This window comes from Vibrio tubiashii (assembly GCF_028551255.1).
GTDB lineage: Bacteria > Pseudomonadota > Gammaproteobacteria > Enterobacterales > Vibrionaceae > Vibrio > Vibrio tubiashii_B.
In genome coordinates, this window is record NZ_CP117030.1 from 982,673 (window position 1) to 1,002,990 (window position 20,318).

General features: G+C 42.9%; 18 protein-coding genes. 9 read left to right on the forward strand and 9 right to left on the reverse strand.

Features of this window, described 5'->3' with window-relative positions; translation table 11 throughout:
* Nucleotides 1–80: 80 nt before the first annotated feature.
* Nucleotides 81–956, reverse strand: coding sequence for a LysR family transcriptional regulator (locus LYZ37_RS19900; protein WP_272787295.1), 876 nt, complete (start codon nucleotides 954–956; stop codon nucleotides 81–83).
* A gap of 109 nt (nucleotides 957–1,065) precedes the next feature.
* On the opposite strand from LYZ37_RS19900, the gene eamB reads away from it, so the two are divergent.
* Nucleotides 1,066–1,650, forward strand: a complete 585-nt coding sequence (gene eamB, locus LYZ37_RS19905) for a cysteine/O-acetylserine transporter (RefSeq protein WP_272787296.1) — start codon at nucleotides 1,066–1,068, stop codon at nucleotides 1,648–1,650.
* 90 nt (nucleotides 1,651–1,740) lie between these two features.
* On the opposite strand, the gene LYZ37_RS19910 is transcribed toward eamB, so the two are convergent.
* A complete protein-coding gene (locus LYZ37_RS19910; protein WP_272787297.1) occupies nucleotides 1,741–2,934 on the reverse strand; it encodes an acetate/propionate family kinase in 1,194 nt (397 codons plus the stop codon).
* A gap of 286 nt (nucleotides 2,935–3,220) precedes the next feature.
* On the opposite strand from LYZ37_RS19910, the gene LYZ37_RS19915 reads away from it, so the two are divergent.
* Nucleotides 3,221–4,828, forward strand: coding sequence for a putative bifunctional diguanylate cyclase/phosphodiesterase (locus LYZ37_RS19915; RefSeq protein ID WP_272787298.1), 1,608 nt, complete (start codon nucleotides 3,221–3,223; stop codon nucleotides 4,826–4,828).
* 67 nt (nucleotides 4,829–4,895) lie between these two features.
* Here the strand turns inward: LYZ37_RS19915 and LYZ37_RS19920 are convergent, their stop codons facing one another.
* On the reverse strand, nucleotides 4,896–6,899 hold the full coding sequence (locus LYZ37_RS19920; protein ID WP_272787299.1) for a TonB-dependent siderophore receptor: 2,004 nt from the start codon (nucleotides 6,897–6,899) through the stop codon (nucleotides 4,896–4,898).
* Between the two features lie 116 nt (nucleotides 6,900–7,015).
* Between LYZ37_RS19920 and LYZ37_RS19925 the strand changes: the two genes are divergently transcribed.
* From LYZ37_RS19925 to cueR, 3 genes are all read left to right on the forward strand, one after another.
* Nucleotides 7,016–8,059, forward strand: coding sequence for a helix-turn-helix domain-containing protein (locus LYZ37_RS19925; RefSeq protein WP_272787300.1), 1,044 nt, complete (start codon nucleotides 7,016–7,018; stop codon nucleotides 8,057–8,059).
* Between the two features lie 195 nt (nucleotides 8,060–8,254).
* A complete protein-coding gene (locus LYZ37_RS19930; protein WP_272787301.1) occupies nucleotides 8,255–9,304 on the forward strand; it encodes a porin in 1,050 nt (349 codons plus the stop codon).
* A 158-nt stretch (nucleotides 9,305–9,462) separates the two neighbouring features.
* The gene (gene cueR / locus LYZ37_RS19935; RefSeq protein ID WP_272787302.1) at nucleotides 9,463–9,855 is read left to right on the forward strand and encodes a Cu(I)-responsive transcriptional regulator; all 393 of its coding nucleotides are present in this window, start codon (nucleotides 9,463–9,465) and stop codon (nucleotides 9,853–9,855) included.
* Nucleotides 9,856–9,919: 64 nt separating this feature from the next.
* On the opposite strand, the gene vctC is transcribed toward cueR, so the two are convergent.
* The 5 genes from vctC to LYZ37_RS19960 all read right to left on the reverse strand — a co-directional run bounded on the left by vctC (nucleotide 9,920) and on the right by LYZ37_RS19960 (nucleotide 14,137).
* A complete protein-coding gene (gene vctC, locus LYZ37_RS19940; protein WP_272787303.1) occupies nucleotides 9,920–10,675 on the reverse strand; it encodes an iron chelate ABC transporter ATP-binding protein VctC in 756 nt (251 codons plus the stop codon).
* Between the two features lie 7 nt (nucleotides 10,676–10,682).
* Nucleotides 10,683–11,633: an iron chelate uptake ABC transporter permease subunit VctG gene (gene vctG, locus LYZ37_RS19945; protein WP_171323295.1), complete on the reverse strand. Its 951-nt coding sequence runs from the start codon at nucleotides 11,631–11,633 to the stop codon at nucleotides 10,683–10,685.
* Nucleotides 11,626–12,561, reverse strand: a complete 936-nt coding sequence (gene vctD / locus LYZ37_RS19950; protein ID WP_272787304.1) for an iron chelate uptake ABC transporter permease subunit VctD — start codon at nucleotides 12,559–12,561, stop codon at nucleotides 11,626–11,628. The genes vctG and vctD overlap by 8 nt, the downstream gene beginning before the upstream one ends.
* Before the next feature lie 74 nt (nucleotides 12,562–12,635).
* Nucleotides 12,636–13,547 (reverse strand): siderophore ABC transporter substrate-binding protein, encoded by a 912-nt coding sequence (locus LYZ37_RS19955; RefSeq protein ID WP_272787305.1) that lies wholly within the window; start codon nucleotides 13,545–13,547, stop codon nucleotides 12,636–12,638.
* A gap of 167 nt (nucleotides 13,548–13,714) precedes the next feature.
* Complete coding sequence (locus tag LYZ37_RS19960) at nucleotides 13,715–14,137, reverse strand: RNA-binding S4 domain-containing protein (protein WP_272787306.1); 423 nt, start codon at nucleotides 14,135–14,137, stop codon at nucleotides 13,715–13,717.
* A 156-nt stretch (nucleotides 14,138–14,293) separates the two neighbouring features.
* On the opposite strand from LYZ37_RS19960, the gene LYZ37_RS19965 reads away from it, so the two are divergent.
* Both LYZ37_RS19965 and LYZ37_RS19970 read left to right on the forward strand, forming a co-directional pair.
* Complete coding sequence (locus tag LYZ37_RS19965) at nucleotides 14,294–15,046, forward strand: substrate-binding periplasmic protein (RefSeq protein WP_272788394.1); 753 nt, start codon at nucleotides 14,294–14,296, stop codon at nucleotides 15,044–15,046.
* A 147-nt stretch (nucleotides 15,047–15,193) separates the two neighbouring features.
* On the forward strand, nucleotides 15,194–15,829 hold the full coding sequence (locus tag LYZ37_RS19970) for a response regulator transcription factor (protein ID WP_272788395.1): 636 nt from the start codon (nucleotides 15,194–15,196) through the stop codon (nucleotides 15,827–15,829).
* On the opposite strand, the gene LYZ37_RS19975 is transcribed toward LYZ37_RS19970, so the two are convergent.
* Nucleotides 15,810–16,700 (reverse strand): LysR family transcriptional regulator, encoded by an 891-nt coding sequence (locus LYZ37_RS19975; protein ID WP_272787307.1) that lies wholly within the window; start codon nucleotides 16,698–16,700, stop codon nucleotides 15,810–15,812. The genes LYZ37_RS19970 and LYZ37_RS19975 overlap by 20 nt on opposite strands.
* Nucleotides 16,701–17,080: 380 nt before the next feature.
* Here LYZ37_RS19975 and LYZ37_RS19980 point away from each other — a divergent pair, with 380 nt between their 5' ends.
* Together LYZ37_RS19980 and LYZ37_RS19985 are read left to right on the forward strand one after the other, a co-directional pair.
* Entirely contained in the window at nucleotides 17,081–18,856 is a 1,776-nt protein-coding gene (locus tag LYZ37_RS19980; RefSeq protein ID WP_272787308.1) for an EAL domain-containing protein, read from the forward strand.
* Nucleotides 18,857–19,103: 247 nt separating this feature from the next.
* The gene (locus tag LYZ37_RS19985) at nucleotides 19,104–20,258 is read left to right on the forward strand and encodes an insulinase family protein (RefSeq protein ID WP_272787309.1); all 1,155 of its coding nucleotides are present in this window, start codon (nucleotides 19,104–19,106) and stop codon (nucleotides 20,256–20,258) included.
* Nucleotides 20,259–20,318 lie beyond the last annotated feature (60 nt).

The following is a 20,318-nucleotide window of genomic DNA, read 5'->3' on the forward strand; positions in this document are numbered from 1 at the left end:
TTACGCCCTTCGCACCGTTAAAGCATATGTTTACCAATATATAATCTTTCATGGTAAACAACACCCAAAAGAACTGGGCACTAGAACGCATCTCGCATGCACTCTATAAATATTTTCATCGCGGGTGTGACACATTTACCGGCATGGTAGCCGCATAAAGGCTTAATCATTTGAGCAGATTGAGTAAATTCAAGCTCTTGTAAACTCCCCTCTTTCAGCTCCTTTTCAACGGTAAAGCGTGGAAGGTAAGATATACCAATATTACTCTCAACGCAGTTCTTAATGGTGTTGATGCTGCTTAGCTCGATCATGTTGTCGATTGTTATGCTTCGCTCTTGAATAACACTTTCGAACGTATGACGAAACAGACACATAGAACCATTACTGATAAATCCGAGATCAATATGTTGTTCCCGTTGCTGGAAATCGATTTCTTGAAGAAGCGTGGAGCCGACCAAAACCAAGGGCTCATCGTCAAACTCATGTAATTCAAGGGCGTCGTCATTACCTACGCTATAGAAAATACCTAAATCTGCTTTGTCAGCAATCAGTGCATCTCGAATGTTATAACAGTTCTGTGACTTCAAAGAGAGCCGAACTTTAGGTGCTTTGATTCTAAACGCTTTCAGTATATCAGCCATTTTATAGGCTAGAAGAGTTTCAGCGACCAGTACTCTTAACTCTCCACTTGGTTCTGAGTTCTCATGCCGTGCCGTTTTCTCAATGTTTTCCATTACCCTTATCAGTTCATTCACGTAAGGAAGAACATTCTTTCCCGCTTGAGTGAGTACCATTCTGCGGCCAATTTTCTCAAACAACTGCAAGGAGAGATCTTGTTCTAGTTGTTTAATTTGGAAAGTGACCGTCGACTGAGTGCAGTAAAGCTTCTGCGAAGCTTTAAGAAACGAGCCTTCTTCTACAATCGTTTTGAGCGTAATAAATCGTTTTAAGTTCATGCCGACACTTCCAAAATTACATCGAGTTTTTTGAAGTCTTGATTCAAATATATTTAATTTTTCAATCAATAAAGGGGAAGTATAGTTTAAAAAAACAGGAGAGATACAGATGACACCCATTTTAGGCGCTTTTTTAACTTATGCTCTGGTTACTTCAATAACGCCAGGCCCAAACAATATTCTATCGATGAGTGTCGCAACTAGCCGCGGGTTCAAACAATCGACCAAGACGATTTTGGGAATGTTCTGTGGCTATATAATCTTGATGTTACTTTGCGGGCTCTTTACCTATCATATGGTTGGTTTACTACCCGTTATTACCCCTTTGCTAACTTGGGTCGGTGCTGTTTACATCGTTTGGTTAGCTTGGGGGATTGCAACAAGTGATACGGCGACTAAATCTCAGCATGCTGATGGGATTAGTTTCTTAAAAGGCTTCGGTTTGCAGTTTGTTAACGTCAAAATTTTTCTTTATGGCATTACTTCCATCTCGACCTTTGTGCTGCCATACACTCAAGACATTAAATGGATAGTAGGTACAAGCTTGGTGCTCGCAATCATCGCACTAGCAAGCAATCTATGCTGGGCTGTTGCTGGAAAGCTATTGCAATCTCAACTCCAAACATATGGCAAAGCGATTAACTATTCGCTTTCAGCCATGCTTTTATACTGTGCTGCCCAACTATTCGCATAGTCAGTTAACACTCTAAAGCGGAACATTTAATTGAAAGTAAAAAAAAAAGCGAGCCACTTGGGCTCGCTCTTGTCTAATGGTTTGGATGTATTACAGAAGTTCTACTGACTGCTGCGCAATAACAAACTCTTCATTAGTTGGGATAACCATTGCCACTGCGCCAAGCAGTTCCGAAGTCGCGATAACGCCTGCGTTACCAAAGCGAGCCTCTTCGTTGCCTTTAACATCTTCAACAAAACCTAGCAGTTTTAGATTGTTTAGAATTTCACGGCGAATGTCTAATGAGTTCTCACCAATGCCACCTGTGAAGATAACTGCATCTAGGCTGTTTAGTGGAATCATGTAAGAACCGATGTATTTCGCAACACGGTAGGTAAACACTTCGAAGGCTAACTTAGCGCCTTCGTGACCTTCTGCCATCGCTTCAAGAATACCGCGAGCATCAGAGGTTAGGCCAGAAACACCCAAGAAACCTGATTTCTTGTTTAGAGTTTCAAAGACTTTCTCAGTCGTCCAACCTTTCTTGATTAGAAACTCGATAACACCTGGGTCTAAGTCGCCAGAGCGAGTGCCCATCATTAGACCAGCAAGAGGAGTAAAGCCCATTGACGTGTCAACCGATTCACCGTTTGCAATCGCACAAACAGAAGCACCATTACCAAGGTGAACAGAGATGAAGTTAGACTCTTCAACCTTCTTGTCTAGCATCTTCGCTGCTTCACGGCTAACAAAGTAGTGGCTAGTGCCGTGGAAACCGTATCGGCGGATACCATATTCTTTATACAGCTCGTTAGAGATTGCACCAGTAAACGCCTTTTGCGGCATAGTTTGGTGGAACGCAGTATCGAATACAGCGAACTGAGGAAGGCTTGGGAAAGCTTGCATAGAAGCCTTAATACCTTTTGCGCCTGCTGGGTTGTGGAGCGGTGCCAGATCAGACAGATTCTCAATTTCTGTAAGTACTTCGTCATTAATACGAACTGTAGAAGTAAACTTCTCCCCGCCATGAACGATACGGTGACCCACGGCAACTAAATCTTTAGTGAAACCAAGAGTATCCATTAACGCAACGATTCGGTTAATAGCGTGCTGGTGGTGGTTATCAGGCGCATCAATCACCTCTTCAGTTTTTTCGCCGTTGTATTTCCAGCTAATGACTGCTTCTGGCAGACCAAAGCATTCGCCTAAGCCACTGACGATTGCGTCACCAGACTTAGAGTCAATTACAGCAAATTTTAATGAAGAGCTACCAGAGTTAATGACCAGCACAAACGAGTTCGACATGGATTTGTTCCTGTTTCAGACTGTGAACTGAAGCGTTACGCTTCTATATTGTTGTTGTGCTCATTATTCAATATTTTTTGAATCTTTCAACTTTTATTGGTCTTTTTAAACAAATCAAACAAACTTTTGTTGATCTATCGCAATAGTGGATTTATTTCACACTAAAAAATTAATGTTAATTTTATTACTAACCAGAACGCACTACACTTTAGTTACGCCTGAGCTTATGCAATCAGTGCGTCAATGGCATAAACATCACTTAGCAACCACTCGGTGAGAGGTAGTTTTGTTTACATTAGCAATCAGTTTGGTACTTATTGGCCTGTGCCTGCTTCTAGCGGGCTTAAAAACTGCGACTCAGATATGTAAGCAGACCAAACATGCTGGCTGGCGCTGGCTATACTGCTTGATTGTGAGCTTTGTCGTTGGCTATTCATTTGTGCTGATGTCTCTACTAGCAGAAAAATCAATCAGCCCAATTTTGCTCGGATTAAGCGCGATTCTCTTCTGTGGCAGCATTTTCGTTTATACCGTCGTTTCCTACAGTTTCACCACCATAGTTCAACTTAAAACATTAGTCAGACAAGAAAAGTACAATGCATTGCATGATCCTTTAACCAATTTGCCGAACCGTAAACACTGTATAGAAACAATCGAGCTATTAATTGAGCACGATAAGCCCTTTGACCTAATGCTGCTTGATGTCGTCAACTTTAAACAGGTCAATGACGGCATGGGACATTTTTGTGGCGATCAACTGCTAGTACAAATCGGACAACGTATTAGCTCACTATTAGAGAAAGGTGATTTTATTGCCCGAATCGGCGGTGATGAATTCATCGTTATTGCTCCACTTCGCCCTGAGTTAGACATAAAACATGCAGCTAAAAGAATTAATCAAGAGCTTCACTTGCCTTTCTCTGTTGACGGTTTTGAACTCACCACCAGCGCGAGCATAGGCATTAGTCAGTTTCCGTTGCATGGCTCTGATGCAGAGCAAATGATCAACGCGTCAGACATCGCAATGTATTGGGCGAAAAAAGCGGGAAGACCTTTTGCGATTTACGACGACACTATGAGCCAAGGTGCCAGACGAAAACTCGAAATTTCCCGCAACATAGATAAAGCCCTCGAAGAGAATGAGTTTCAAATCTACTACCAACCTATCTTGTGCAGCGTCCATGGCATTGTCAGCGGCTATGAAGCCTTGATTCGCTGGATCACTAAAGATGGAACGACCATTAGCCCGATCGATTTCATCCCCATCGCCGAGCACAGTAACAAAATCACGTCGATTACTGCTTGGGTACTTGATCAAGTTACACAAGATATCAAAACGTTTGAAACCCAAGGTATCCACTATCCTATACACGTCAATCTATCAGCCAAGGATTTAATGGGCTCCAAGTTAGAAGCGAAACTGCTAGAGCTAATCGAAAAAAATAGCAAGATTACTGATTGTATCGTTCTAGAAATCACCGAGAGCACCGCGATTAATCGCCTGCGAAGCCCTGAAAAGCTTCTAGAGAATATACGAAAGCTCGGTTTTAAGATCAGCCTAGATGATTTTGGGACGGGATATTCATCGCTTTCTTTACTCAGAGACTTACCTGTTGACCAAATTAAGATCGACCGTTCGTTTTTGTACAAACTAGAGAAAAACGAGCGAAACGGCTCTATCGTCGCCAATGCCATATCGCTTGCGCATGGTCTTGGCTACACCGTAGTAGCGGAGGGTGTTGAAGATAAAACTGTGCTCGATATTCTTAAGAGCCAAGGATGTGACTACATACAAGGCTTTTACTACAGCCCACCATTGGAAATTCATAGCGCCATTAATTGGACTTTATTACATAACCCGCCAATCATTTCAGAGCTTGCCAAAGTAAACTAAAAAAGCTGCCCCGAAGGACAGCAAAATGTTCAAAGTTCAAATGGATCAAATAAAATAAAGCGTTAAATTAGAACTGGTATGCGGCTGACAGCTTGAAGTTACGGCCGGGCTCATAGTCATCCGCGATAATGCCTCGTGCATCACCTGTTTTAGAGGCATGTGATACATAAGCTTCGTCAAAGATGTTGTCGATTCCGAACGTAACCGATAGATCTTCGACATTTGAAGGAATCCACTGAGCATAAAGGTTATGTACGTTGTAACCCTCCTTCACCGCTTTTCCTTCGAGGACATTGTTTTCTTCGAGCACCACAATTGATGTCCAACCGAACAAGACGTCAATAGAGTCTGCTTGGTAATCTAGAGTTAGCGCAATGCTATCACCGATATCCATGCTTCTATCATTGGCATCGAGTACCGGCCCGCCATTAGTCACATCTTTGTTGTCAGAGCGTGAGTAAGACAATTTAGAATTAAACGCTTCGTATCCGTACGTGGCACTGAGTTCGAACCCAGTAAACTCAACATCCCCTTTGTTGTAAATCAGGTAGCCTTGAGTAGATCGTTGATAATCTTCTGCAATGTAATCGTCTATTTGAGTTTTAAAGGCAGTTAAACTCGCTCCAAAGAAATGGCTGTTTACTTGCTTATTAAAGCGAACGCCGCCCTGCGTATTTTGACCTGTTTCGGCTTTAATATCGCTTGCTAGCTGCGTTGTTGGTTGATACTTAATAAAGGTTTCAAGCAGTTCTGGGCCTTTAAACAAGCTTCTTGTGCTCGCGAACAGAGTCCAATCATTGGTTACGTCCCATTCGGTCGCAAGTGACCAAGTCACATCATCAAAATTCGAAGTGCCCGTTGCGGCTTTGCGCTTGTAATCATCGTAGCGAACACCCGCAGTCACTGACCAAAAATCGGTAATGTACATTTGGTTTTCAGCGAAGAAGGCATTATTGATTGCAGATTCGTCGGCAAATACGACGCCGCCGTATATACTCTTACTGGTTTTGTCTATGTAGTCTAAACCATAAGTCACGGTACTATCTAAAAGGCCAATTTGGTAATCGCTTTGGAACTTCGCATTGACACCAACATTTTTATTTTCGGCACGGTTTACCGATAAACGGTCTACTGGCCAGCGACTCGTCACACCCGACTCATCACGAACGATCTCAGTTTGGCTGGAATAAAGTGTCACCTTACCTTTATGAACATCACCTTTTAGCTCATAAGATAAAGTCACCGTATCACGATCATAATCGGTTGGGATCGTTTCCTTGCCAGAACGCTCATTGTTTGCCGAGCCTGACCAATCAGGGCGTGGGCTGTAATCACCGCTATCACGGTAGAGGTCGTAGGCAAGCTCAAATCGGTGAAGATCTGAAGGCTCATAGCCTAACTTACCTAGAATATTGTATGTATCACCTTTGACACCAAATGTCTTATTCCCGTTACCGTCTTTGAAGTTGTCACGTGACACCCAGTTGCCATACAGCATGGAATCAAACTTCTCACCCAGCAGACCATAGAATGTCGCAGAGCCTTGTTGGCTGGCGTTGCTTGCGTAACCGCCATACACGCGCGTACCAAACTTCTCGTCTCCGCGTAATAGGTCTTTGGCGTCTTTAGTTTCGAAGTAAACCGAACCACCAAGACCATTTTGCGTCACCGAGTTGTTACCGACTTGAATTTCTGCCGTCTTGAGAATATCTGGGTTTAACGTCAGGTTGCCAATGTGGTGGAACATATTGGCGTGTTGAGAAGCCCCATCTAAGCGAATATCTAAGTCTGTTTCGCCAAGACCACGAATGTTGATTCGTTGGTTAACTGAGTGAGTACCGCCCACATCGACACCAGGTACATCACGCAGAAGATCCGACATATGATCCGCTTGCTTAAGTGACATATCACCGGCACCAAGTGATTCTGAGCTACTCGAAACCTTAGTACCCCATACGACAACATCTTCAAGGTGAGTGACCTCTTGCGCGAGCGCGCCGCTACTAAGCGCTGTACACACAGCAAGCGTGATTAAAGAGAGGTTTTGGGGGCGATTAGTTACCCTATTCATGCGACTATCCCTAAATGTAAATGATAATAATTCGCACGTATGATATGGTTGTTATCGATTAACTAAAAGATTAATAGCTTATGCAAAACTGCATACCGCTTATGAGGAACTGCCATATGCCAACCGCTGAACTCAATACACATAGATTACGTAAAGTAGCCATTACTCAAAAAGTAGAAGAGTCAGAAAAGCAGCTCATCGTCGGTGAGACTAAACATGGTCAAGCCCCTCTTGTTGAAGGGCAGTTTCTTTCCTACAACGTTGCCCAACGCGTCAATATGCATGGATGTAGAAGTCTTGAGTTACAAGACTCGAACGTTGTTTCTATGGCGCCTTCCTCGGTGATCATAACCGTCCTGCTTGAAGGCAAGCTGAGATTTAGCTACGACGACTTAGAGTTTAAGCTGGACTCTAGTCAATGCGGAAAAGTCACCTTGGTTAATCTCAATCAACCTACAAACTTCCGTCGGCAGATCACTAAAAATAATTGCGTGACCAAACTCAATATCATGATGAACCATGATTGGATCCAAGCGCGCACTAATGGCAACTGTCAGGTAAGCCAGTTCATCGCCAACCATAAAAACTTCCTTCAATTTGATGTTACCCCCGAGATAGAAAGTTTAGTGACACGTGCAATGAGTCTTTATCAAGCCAACTCATTCGAGGAAAAGATCGCACTAGAATCGATTGCATTTCAACTTATCGAATCAGTGTTTGGCAAGTTGGCAACGGAGAATTTCAACTCTAAGGAGACAGACAAAAGTGTCGGAATACCTTCGCCAGTTGAAGATATTGTCTGTTATATCGAATCGCACTTGGGCGATCCATTATCGGTTGACCTCGTCGCTGAGCATTTCTCCATGAGTAGCTCTAATCTGCAACGCAAATTTAAACAGCAACTTGGCGTGACTGTCAGTGGCTTTATTCGCAGACGTCGACTTGATGTGGCAAAACAACATTTGGAGCGTGGCTTAGTGACAATTACCGAAGCAGCCTATGAAGCAGGCTATAATCACCCCGCGAATTTTACCAATGCGTTTAAGAAAGAGTACGGCATTCCACCTATTTCGATTGCGACTCAAAAAGAGAATTCCGCTCAGATTCAATCAACCCAACAAAGACATCAGATATCAAATATTTACACTAGTTATAAGTAATAAACCGTACTTATAAAAAAACCTAATGTAACAAATTATTACAGCCATAAGTCATTGTAATCACAATGCATTATTTCTCTTTTAACATTTTATTTTGTTTTGTGACCGTTTTGTGAACTTTCGTTTTAAAGTCTGCTCATCGTATAAACACGAGCAATGAAAGCCGAATTAAGGCTTAATAATATGGACTTTATCATGAAAAAAACGATTCTAGCGGTTGCTATCGCATCTGTTTCTGCTTCTTCTTTTGCTGTTGAACTTTACAACAACGACGGCACAACTTTTTCTATCGGCGGCCACGTTTCTGTAAACGTAAACGACTCTGAAAAAGGTGATGCTGACGTAGGTACTAACTCGCCACGTATCAACTTTAACGCGACTCAAGAGCTAGGTAATGGCTTCACTGCTGACGCTAAAGGTGAATGGGCACTGAACTACCTAAACGGTGGTGAGAATTCATTTACTACTCGTCTAGGTTACGTTGGTCTTTCACACGACTCATACGGCCGCGCTGTAGTAGGTACTCAGTGGGCACCTTACTACGATGTAGCAGGCGTTGCTGATATGCCTATCGCTTTCGCTAACGACTTTATCTATGACAACCACGGTGCGCTAGGTACAGGTCGTGCAGATAAAATGGTGAGCTACCGCAACGGTTTTGATTTTGACCAAGCTGGTGAACTATCTTTCGCTCTAGGTTGGCAAGGTACTAACGATGACTTAACTCGTGATGATAGCAACACTGTAACTGGTGGCTTCAAGTATGATGATCGCGTACAAGCAGCTCTAACTTATGCTATCGCGGGTGCTCAATTGGGCTACACATACAACACGGGCGATTTTGTTGAAGGAACTTCAACGAAGAAAGAGAAAGCAAAATCTCACCTAGTATCTGCTAAGTACGGTACCTACGGTAAAGGCGTTTATGTTGCTGGTGTATACGCATCTAACGAAAACATGAACAACAGCGGTACTACTCTACTTGAAGAGAGCACAGCATACGAAGGTCTAGTATCTTACGCGTTCGAAAACAGCCTAAACCTAATCATGAACTACGAGAAGGTTGAAGGTAAAGAAACTAAGTCTTCAGAAAAAGACACTGCACGTGAAGAGCTTGCTCTACAAGCTGAGTACAACTTTACGCCTAAGTTTATCACTTACACGGCTTACCAGTTCGATCTAAACGACAAGAACAACCGTGAAACAGATAACAAGTGGCTAATCGGTGCTCGTTACTACCTATAAGCCCTAACAAGCTGTCCAAACTGCTGACCAATTTCAGCGCAGCCCACCTCTTGTAGGTGGGCTTTTTTACGTCTAGCGCTTTCAACTTGGGAATAAAAGTAGTAAAAAGATCGCACCTATTTGAAGTATTGCATTCGATTTTGTTTTAAGGTTTGGCTATGAATATTGGTGTTGTCTCTAAACTGACGGGATTATCAAGCAAATCAATCCGCCTCTATGAAGATAAAGGGTTGATCACTGCCCCACTGCGCAGTGAATCTGGTTACCGGGAGTATTCCCAACAACACGTCAATCAACTGAACCTGATCTCTCGCGCCAAGAATGCCGGGTTTTCTCTGGTCGAGTGCAAAGAGTTTGTCCATTTAGCCTCTAATCCAAACCGTAAGAGCAGTGAAGTCAAAGCGAAAGCAAAAGAGAAGCTCAAAGAGGTTGAGCTAAAAATTCGAGAATTAAAAGAGATTGAAAAACAGCTCAAGAGTTGGGTTTCTGCCTGCCCTGGTGACTCTGGCAGTGACTGCCCAATTATCGAAGACTTAACGAAAAATGAGTAATCTCTCTCGCATCCTAATAGCAAAAGACCTCCGATTTGGAGGTCTTTCAGTTGTGGACTAAGCCTTAATAATAAGTGCACATACGTTTACCATCCACTTCAATAATATTGAATGGCGTTTCGTAAATGCTTTCTAAAATGTCAGACTGAATCACCTCTTCAACACTGCCCTGCGCCACTACCTTACCCTTCTTGAGCGCGATGATTTTGTCTGAATAACAGGCTGCAAAGTTAATGTCATGAATCACAACCACAACCGTTTTCTTCATCTCATGAGCAAGTCTTCCAACATTGCGCATGATCTGCAAAGAATGTTTAATGTCGAGATTGTTCAGTGGCTCATCCAAAAACACGTAATCGGTGTCCTGCGCCATAACCATGGCAATAAAAGAGAGCTGCCTTTGACCGCCACTTAACTCATCGAGATATTTGTGTTGAATCTCGACCAAATCAAGATACTCAATCGCCTTATCGATGACCGTCTGGTCTTCATCGGTCAGCTTACCTTGTGAATAGGGAAATCGACCAAAGGCGATCATCTCTCTAACGGTAAAGCGCATGGTGATGTTATTGGCTTGGCGCAGTACCGCCAATCTTTTCGCCAGCTCTTTCGTATCCCACTGGCTCAGCTCTTTGCAATCAATCAGTACTTCGCCTTGATCCTTACTAACTAAGCGGCTCGCCATAGATAGTAAGGTACTTTTTCCTGCCCCATTAGGGCCAATAATAGAGGTGACTTTACCTTTTTCGAACTCTGCGCTCGCGCTATCCACCACTTTGGTTTGACCAAACACTTTGGTCAGGCTTTTCATTGAAATCATAATAGACCTACACGATTTTGTTGCGCAGCAACATGGTTAAGAAGTAAATACCGCCAATGAAGTTGATCACCACACTGATCGTGGTTGAGAAACCAAATAGGTTTTCAACTATCCACTGACCACTCAGTAATGAGGCAACTGAAAGTAACGAGACGCCCACCAGCAGAACTTGGTGCTGGAAGGACTTAAACAATTCGCGCGCTAGGTTGGTGACCAGTAAGCCAAAGAACATGATTGGGCCAATCAAGGCAGTCGAAATCGCGATCAGTGCAGCACTTAATACAAGGACTTGCAGCGTCACTTTTTTCACGTCGACACCCAGGCTTGTTGCGTTGTCTTTGTCTAGCCAAAACACATCCAAAACACGGTGTAATCGGTATAAAGCAGCACTGATCGCCAGTAACAATGGAGCGCAGTAGTAAACGAGCTCTACCTTAACGTTGTTAAAGCTGGCAAACATATTCGCTTGAACAGACGCGAAGTCATTTGGATCCATCAGCATTACAAAAAAGGACGAAATGCTACCAAACAGCTGCCCTAGGATGACCCCAAGCAGGAGCAATACCATCAGGTTTTGTCGCTCACCTCTAAAATAGAAACTAAATAGCAAGAGCGAAAAGCCAAGCATCACCACAACAGACAAACTGAAGTTGAAGTATGCGTTCAAGGCAAAGCTGCTCATGCCTCCAAAAATTACCACTACCAAAACTTGAGTAAACATGTATAGGGAGTCAAAGCCCATAATACTTGGTGTAAGGATGCGGTTGTGAGTAATCGTCTGGAACACTAATGCTGATTGACCAATCGCGATACCCGCAATGACCATAGCCAGCACTTTAGGTACTCGACGCGACAGGAAATACTGATAATTGTCGGCATTCAGGCCAATACCAATAAACAGAAAGCAAAATACGAGTGCAATGATCGCCAGCCCGATAAGTTTGGTTCTATCAAGCATGCTTTTGCCCCTTAAGAATAAAGAAGATAAACACCGCTCCGCCAAGAATACTGATAATGGTAGAAATAGGGATCTCGTAAGGGAAAATAATCAGGCGTCCTGCCAAGTCGCAACAAAGAACAATTAGCGCCCCGAGAATGGCAGTTAGAGGGATGTTTTTACGTAAGTTGTCACCAAAGAATCGGCTCACAAGGTTAGGTACTATCAAGCCTAAAAATGGCAGCATACCGACAATCATCACTACAGTCGCAGACATCACTGACACCAGTAATACACCAATCACTAACACCTGCTGATAGTTCAAACCGAGGTTGGTCGCAAAGTCTTTACCTAGCCCTACCGCAGAGATCCTTGCAGCATACAGATAACTGAAAATGGCGACTGGAATCGCGATGTAGAGTAACTCGTAGTCACCCTGTAACAAGTTAGCGAAGTTCGCCACTGTCCAGCTAGAGAGGTTTTGTAGCGCATCGTATTTATAGGCGATGAATGTTGCTAAAGAATCTACGACGTTACCAAAGATGATCCCCACTAAAGGAACAAAAATGGCGTTTTTAAATTGGATGCGATTAATAAACTGAACAAACAACAATGTACCTGCCATAGATACACCGAAAATCAGCCACAACTGGGCGCCATTACCGAATAGTACTAGGCTCAATACATAACCTAACATGGCACATTCGATGGTGCCTGAGGTCGACGGTGACGCAAATCGGTTTTGGCTAATTTGCTGCATAATCAGACCAGCGATACTTAAACCTGCACCCGCCAGCAACACGGCAACAAGACGAGGGATTCGACTTGTCCAGAATAGATGCCAGCTATTTAGATCACCGGCAATTAAAGAAGCGAGATTTAGCTGCCCCACTCCAACAAACAGTGACGCGATACTCAATACTATCAACGCCAACAACAACTTTTTCACTTGCTTTTCTCTTTAGCACAAAAGCCTCAAGCACAAAAATGCTTGAGGCCAGTTTTTATAATTCTTATGTTCTGTTAGTTGACTGCTGATGCTGATTTAACATCTTCAATCATCTGCTCTGTCGCACGCATACCTGCGATAGATAGGTACCAAGCGTTGATGTCTAAGTAAGCTAACTTCTTGTTTTGGTAAGCGTCAGTTGCTTTAACCAAATCGTTTTCGAAATCACGCTTCACTGTGCTGCCTTTACCTTTGTTGATCAGAATATCTTTGTCGATAACCAGCAAGGTTGATGGGTTCTTTTCACGAATGAACTCATAAGAGACAAGGTCACCGTGACGGCTCTCTTTGATCCCTTTTACCGTTTCTTTGAAGCCAAAGTCTTTGTAGATAGCGGAGAAACGAGATTGCGCGCCAAACGCCGTAATGTTACCACCCGCACTCATTACCGTTAGAGCGTCAACATCGTTCTTGTCATTAGAAGCACTGATTGATTTGAATTCTTTGTCTAGCTGCTCGATCTTAGACTCAACAAAATCTTGTTTCTCGAAGACTTCACCAAGATTACGCCATTGCTCTTGAGTGCTCTCCCAGTAACCTTTTTTTGAATCCGCAGCAAACACGATCGTTGGGGCGATCTCTGCAAGTTCTTTGTACTTCGCTGCGCCGCGAGAACCGACAATGATTAGGTCAGGTTTTTGAGTATAGATGGTTTCAAAGTCTGGCTCGTGCAGGCTGCCCGCTGAAATGAATTTGTAATCGCGATATTCAGCCAAGTAATCAGGAAACATGCTGACCGTTGACACTGCGACAGGCTCAATTCCAAATGCTTTAACGGTGTCTAGCGCGCCCAAACCAATAACCACAACCCTTTCAGGGTTCGACTCTAATTTTGTGGTACCTTGTGCATGCTCAATTTCGACCATTTTCGCGTTAGCACCAAATGCTAACAATCCTGTGGCTAATGCCAGTGCAGACAACTTCATTGTTTGACTCCATAATTACTAATGCAATCCATTATCATTTAGATTTGTATCAATGTCATCTGCAATTTACGTTATTTACACTTTTGAGAATTATGTAATAAATGAGAGAGTTAGAGAACAGATGTAAAATAAAGGAGCTCTGTTAGCTCCTTTAAAATGAATAGATTTTAGAAAAAATCGATAGTCGAACGACCATTGCCCTTCTTCTTGGCAGGATTAGATTCTTTGCTTTTCGGTTGCGATGACTTATCTTTTGCTGGCTTTCGATTTTTAGAATTCGCCGGCTTGCTCGGTTTATCTACCTTCTCAGCTTTTACTTCAGGCTCTGTCACTGGCGCATCGCACACCACAACGTAGTATTCTTGGTTAAATTCAAAAAAATCACCATCGTAAAGCTTACGACGTTTACGCGTTTCCAATTCGCCATTCACGGCGACATAACCTTCAGCAATAAGGTGCTTCGCCTCACCTCCACCACCAACGAGGTTGGCTATTTTGAATACCTTATACAACTCTATTGGCTGTGACGAGACTTCGATTCCAATCGCTTCGATTTCGATCTCTTCACCCTGTTCGTAATCTTGGTCCATACGATGCCTTATGGTCTTTCTTAAACAAAAAAGAGAGTCTAATCTCAATATCTCTATAAATAAACTAAAGTTATTAATAAGTATAAGATACAAATAAGGTTCAACGTCGTGAAATGGTCTTTGCTGCCGTTATTGATACCGCTAAGTAGTGCCGCTATGGCTTATCATCCTCCCACAAACGTTGTTATCTACGGTGACGATGCTTATCCCCCTTACAGCTACATAGAAAATGGTCAAGCAAAAGGCATTTACACAGAGATACTCCAAGCAGTATTTGAAGAGATGCCCAAATATCGCGTTAAAATCACCTTAGTCCCATGGAAACGCGGGCTTAAGCTACTAGAGGTAGGAGAAGGGTTTGCACTTTACCCTCCTTATTACTACATCGATAAGCGCCCTTATATCTCCCCCTACTCAATTCCGATCTTGAATGAAGAGGTCGTGGTTTACTGCCAGCCAGATAGTGTAAAGAATCGACGGCTAGAACACTGGCCTGCTGATTATTTTGGGCTAACAGTCGGTATCAATGAAGCCTTTGCTCTTGGAGGAACAGAATTCTGGGAAGCTGTTAAGAAAGGAAAGATCTTCTTAAAAGAAGCCAAAGGTAATCGAGCCAACCTCCTTAACTTGTATAAAAACCGTATTGACTGCTACATCAATGATCGGCTCTCCATTCTTTGGGAAATCAAACTATTGACTAAAGAAGGCGCGGTTAAACCAAACTGGCAGTTAACATTAGGTAATTCAATAAGCGGCGAACAGGGCTACTTAGGCTTTACCAACAAATCACCTGATAAATACCCTTACAAAGGAGATTTTGTTAAGCAATTTAATCGAACTTTAGACCAACTTCAGATAGATGGAACCGTTGAGAAGATCATGTCCAAGTACATACAAAATAACAACTAGCTGACGTGGCTTACACTCCCCTGACACACTTTCCACACTGGAAAATTTGCCTTTCCCCCTTTTCCTTTGAGAATCCCTTACATTGCACATCTCAATACAACGCATAGGACGCATTAGTCCCAAATAAACCAATAAGAGAAAGTAGTGATGACCAGAGATACCAATGTTCTAGTACTAGATAGCCAGCCGATAATGCGCGAAGCCATTTCTCAATTTGTCTATGATGGATTAATGCACTCTTGCGTGTACCAAGCTTCAACAGTGGTATGCGGGATTAACATATTAAAGAAGTACGGCATTGATTTAGTATTATTGGATGTAGAGCTAGAAGGCTCAGATGGATTTGAGTTTTTAAGACGTGCTCGCGCCTATGGCTATAAAGGCCAAGTGCTATTTATTTCAAACAACGATCACCCAATGTACTCAGAAACGGCACGTAAACTCGGCGCAAACGGATACATCACCAAGCGTGAAGACACTCCCGTCATCCGTGAAGCCATTGCTCGTGTTGCAAGTGGTTACTCGGTATATAAACGTAAAACCTTTGAAAAGTGCCAGCGTTACACCACGCTTTCAAATCGCGAGACGGTTGTGTTCAACTACTTGGTAAAAGGCTACAGCAACAAGAAGATCTCAGAAATATTGTCGTTAAGCTCAAAGACCATTAGTACTTATAAATCGCGAATCCTCGAAAAATACAAAGTGGATTCCATTGTTGAACTGATGAACCTCCAACAACATGTCTATGTAGATGTTTCTGAGGCTAGAACAAATGCTGCTTAAGTTTCTGTACCAATAGCTTATGCAATGGGTTGTCATGATTGACCAATTTATAGTTAGCAACTGTTGATAAAGGTTGTTTTAATTGCAAGTGTTCAGGCAACACGGTGACATTGTAGTCAGTGCGTTGTTTAAGGTGGCTCGCTGCTGGCAACAGTGTCGCACAGTCAAGCTCATTTAAGGTTTCGAACAGACAAGTCATATTATCTACGGTCGCCACTTTGTTGATCTTGATACCATTCGACTCTAGTGTCCGCTTGATAACTGCTTTCTTATCTTGCCAACCTTTCATTTCCATTAATACATAAGGCATCGATAGCTTTTCTTCTAGTGTGCGATCTTGGTACTTATCCGAGCACACTATTGCCCCTTTGTATCTTCCCAAGTGATGCTGGTAGATGGTTTTAACCTGTTCATCGTTAAAGTACTGAACACCAATATCAATACCATCTTCGTGAATCTTTTCAACTGAAGAGTCAGACCAAGTGGTGATTTGGATTTCTGCTTTGGGAAACGTCTCTAGCAAGTCCAAAAGCAAGGGTTTACCAATTAAATATTGCGCCAAACTTGGTAGTGCGATGACGATCGGCTTATCGTAAGTGATTGGATTAAAGTCGGCAGGCTGCACCGCCTCATCAATCAAATTGAGGCCTTTGGAGATTTTAGGTAATAGATTCAGAGTATATTCCGTCGGCTCAAACTCGAAAGCACCACGGACAAAAAGCTGGTCATCGAGTTGTTCTCTCAGCTTGGCTAAATACTTACTCACAGCGCTTTCTGTTTTACCTAACTCTTTAGCAACTGGCTTTAATTGGCGATGCTTCTCTAACAAAGGGAGTACCTTGAGTAGATTGAGATCCAACTGTGACTTCATAACAATTCCGTGAGTTGACTTTTCTGGCAGTAAATACGCTCTATCTTGGCAACGTATTCGTCATACAAAGTGAATAAAATATTATAATCATATGTTTACTAGAAAAACATCACACAAAGTTGTCAGAAAATGCGCCAAATTTCACCTTTGCTCATAGGGATACCCTGTTATCGTGGTCTGTTTATCAAGTGATATATCAACAACTTTGGTCACTCTGTGAGCTACAGTTAATATTTTTTATGCAACTGACAAATAATGCAATTGATATGCTAGAGATCAAAACTCAATTCCTGTATTACTAACAGAATAAGTGATTAATAAAATTAGAAATATCACACAACAACGATAAACCACAGAGTTATCAGGTATATAGATTTTCAATGGATCATTCAATTGGCAACGTCGTGTCTCCACCAAAACTGTCTCTAGTATCCGGGACGGATGATGAACTGGTAGATAAAATTGAATCCGCAGTGCTAGGGCTTACCGGCGCTGAACTTGACGATCTTATGGATAATCATTTCCGTCATATGATTGATGTGCTTAACGATGGCATCTTCTATATGTCGGGAAATGAGTATGTTTGCTTCTACAATCCCTCTTTTTACTCACGTTTTGGCATCGACTCCGGACATACCGATCTAAAGAGCTGGACTGACCTTGTGCACCCACAAGACCAAATCGCATTCGGAGCAAAAGTAGATGAGCATATTCAGCAAGATGGTGCTCGCGTTGTCACTCAATATCGCATTCGTTGTACCAACGGCCGATACATTTGGCTTGAGGGCACAGCCGTAACAAAGACGGTCAATGGCCAAAGATTTATGATTGGCTGCCATCGTGATATCTCCGATAGAAAGCTGATGGAGTCTTATGTTCAGCAAACATCGTTAACTGATGGCTCTTCTGGATTAGCTAACGAGCAGAAGTTAGCGATGGATCTCGATAACCTTAAGGTGCTGAACGAAGAAGCGCACCATCTCATGTACATCCAACCCGGTGTTACGCGTTCGTATCAGTCATTATATGGCGCTCAAATGATGCGTAATTTACTCTCGCGCCTCACAAAAGTACTCGGAGACTTTCCCGAGCACTTCGTTGACATGTACCGTATTCAGTCTCACGACTTCGCCATCATTGTTCGCGGTGAGTTCGATGAACTCGCTCTAAACAAGCTCGCTCGTCGCATAACCAAGGTCTATAAAGACGCGATTCGGACGCTCGACTTCCTGTTTGCCAACGATATCAGTATCGGTATTTACCCAAACATCTCTGAACATTGTCGCACCGACGAAATTGTACGTGTCGCTGCTCAAACCTGTCAGTTTGCTGCAGCGCATTCCGAACACTCTGTGCGAATTTATGCAGGAAAAACCAAAACTCAAATCGATCGACACTTCTATATTGACCAAGAGCTTGGCAATGCCATACGTAACGGCCACCTGTCGGTTAAGTTTCAACCTATTGTCTGTTGCAAATCAGATAAGGTCGCGAGTTTTGAGAGCCTAGTTCGATGGCGTAGTGATACATTAGGAGAGATTTACCCAGATGAATTCATCTCAGTGGCAGAGAAGAAAGGCCTGATAAGCGAATTAGGCTACTTTGTGTTTGAAAAAGCGTGTTGCTTTATCAACAAGTACCAACAAACGCACACTGAAGAGATTAAAGTGAATGTTAACGTTTCGGTACTGCAATTACTCAGTCAACAGTTTCCTGACAACGTTAAGCAGATTACCGAAGAGTTTGGGGTCAATGCGAACTCAATTGTGCTCGAACTCACTGAGACCATCATACTAGATGACAACAAAGACGCGATTTCGCAGCTAATGCGACTTAAGCAGTTCGGCTTTCAGCTCTCTTTGGATGACTTTGGCGCCGGTTACAGCTCCTTAAACAGTTTTTTTGATTTGCCGCTGTCACAAATTAAGATTGATAAGTCGATTGCTTGGCGTTCGTTAGAAAACCCGGTCACGTTCGAATATCTCTCATTTATCACCAATTTGTGTAACGCCTACAATATCGATATTGTCATTGAAGGGATCGAAGACGCCGCAATGCAACGTGTCTTCACTGATATGGGAGCCGCCTACCTCCAAGGCTATTGGTTCTCTAAGCCACTTTCCCTTGCTAGCGCTAGCCACTATACCAAGATATAACCCCGTCTCACATCCGAGACTTATTCATCGAATTCCTCATTCCATTTGACTAATTAACTTTAGTTGTAGAGAATTCACACAAATTTATAAACCAGTTCATATACCTCGCCAAAATTACGGCTACAGGTAACGGTGTTTGGTGAAGCCTAGCTTCTCAATCAAGGATAGATAAAGCACTGATAACGTAACTAAAATCGTTATTACTGGACACGGAACTAACTGTTGTTTCTGCCTCTGGAGTAAAAAAGTGTCTTATTCAGTACGTAGCTTGATTGGTGCAGCTCTCTCTGCAACGCTAATTTTTTCGCCTGTCGTTTCAGCTTCAACTAACTCAGCCTTATGGTTCGAGCATACTGATATTCAGATGCCAACCAATACCATGGTTGCTGAGCTAAACAATGGTTTACGCTTTGTTATCCTACCGACCACTCGTCGCTCTGATGAAGTCTCGCTACGTATCCTGATTGGCTCAGGCACCGCTCAGCAAACTAATGATCAGGATTCAACAGCCAAGCTAGCCGCACGTTCTACCGTAGAAAGCAGTGACTGGAAGGCCACGACTGAACTCGAACAAACCGTATTTAGCCTAGATCTTTTGCACGCGGATGCGAGTGCGATAGAGGCAAACTTAGCCGCTATGCAGAAAAGCCTAGCGACCAATGCAAACGGCAACGAGTTCAAGCAAAAATTCTATGTCCCACAAAACGTGACAGTTATTGTTACTGGTGGGGTTAACACCAGACAGACAACCAAGCTAATCCAACGCCAGTTTTCTGGATGGGCAAAGGGCACATCTAAGCAAACCGATGAAGCAAGCAAGATTACTCTGAATGCTTATCTCAAGCCAAGCGTAACAAACGACACTGGCTTGTCAGTAAGCACGCTTAAAATACTCCAAGACGAGCAAGACAGTAAGCTGCAGCGCAAAGAGATCTTGTTAACTACCTTGGCCAACAAAATGCTAGAACATCGCATTCAAAACGCTCTAGAACAGCAGAATTCTCAAGCAAAAGTCTCTGTCGAAAACGAGGTTCTTTTTGATCACCGCCTGCTTTCACAAATTCGTATTACGGAGATGTCAGCCGATGAAAAGTCGACAACAGAAAGCGTAGTGAAATCTGAAATTGAGCGTGCGATTGCAGCTGGATTCACTCAAGTTGAATACGAAATGGTCGTTAGTGAGCTGCGCGAGCAACTAAAAAGCAAAACTCGCTTGGGTAACGACCACTATGCCGCAGACCAAGCCGACCGCCTAGTTGAAGCGATCAGCTTAGGTAATGTCTACACAGAGCCATCATACGATCTTGATTTGCTCAACTTCCACGTCGCTCACCTAAATGAGTACGATGTAAGTAAAGAATTTGAGAAGACTTGGTCAGCGGACAGCAGCGTTACTTTATAAGCCAGTTGTACCAAGCCAAATAAATATCATATTGAAACCAGTAGTGTACCCCACTACTGG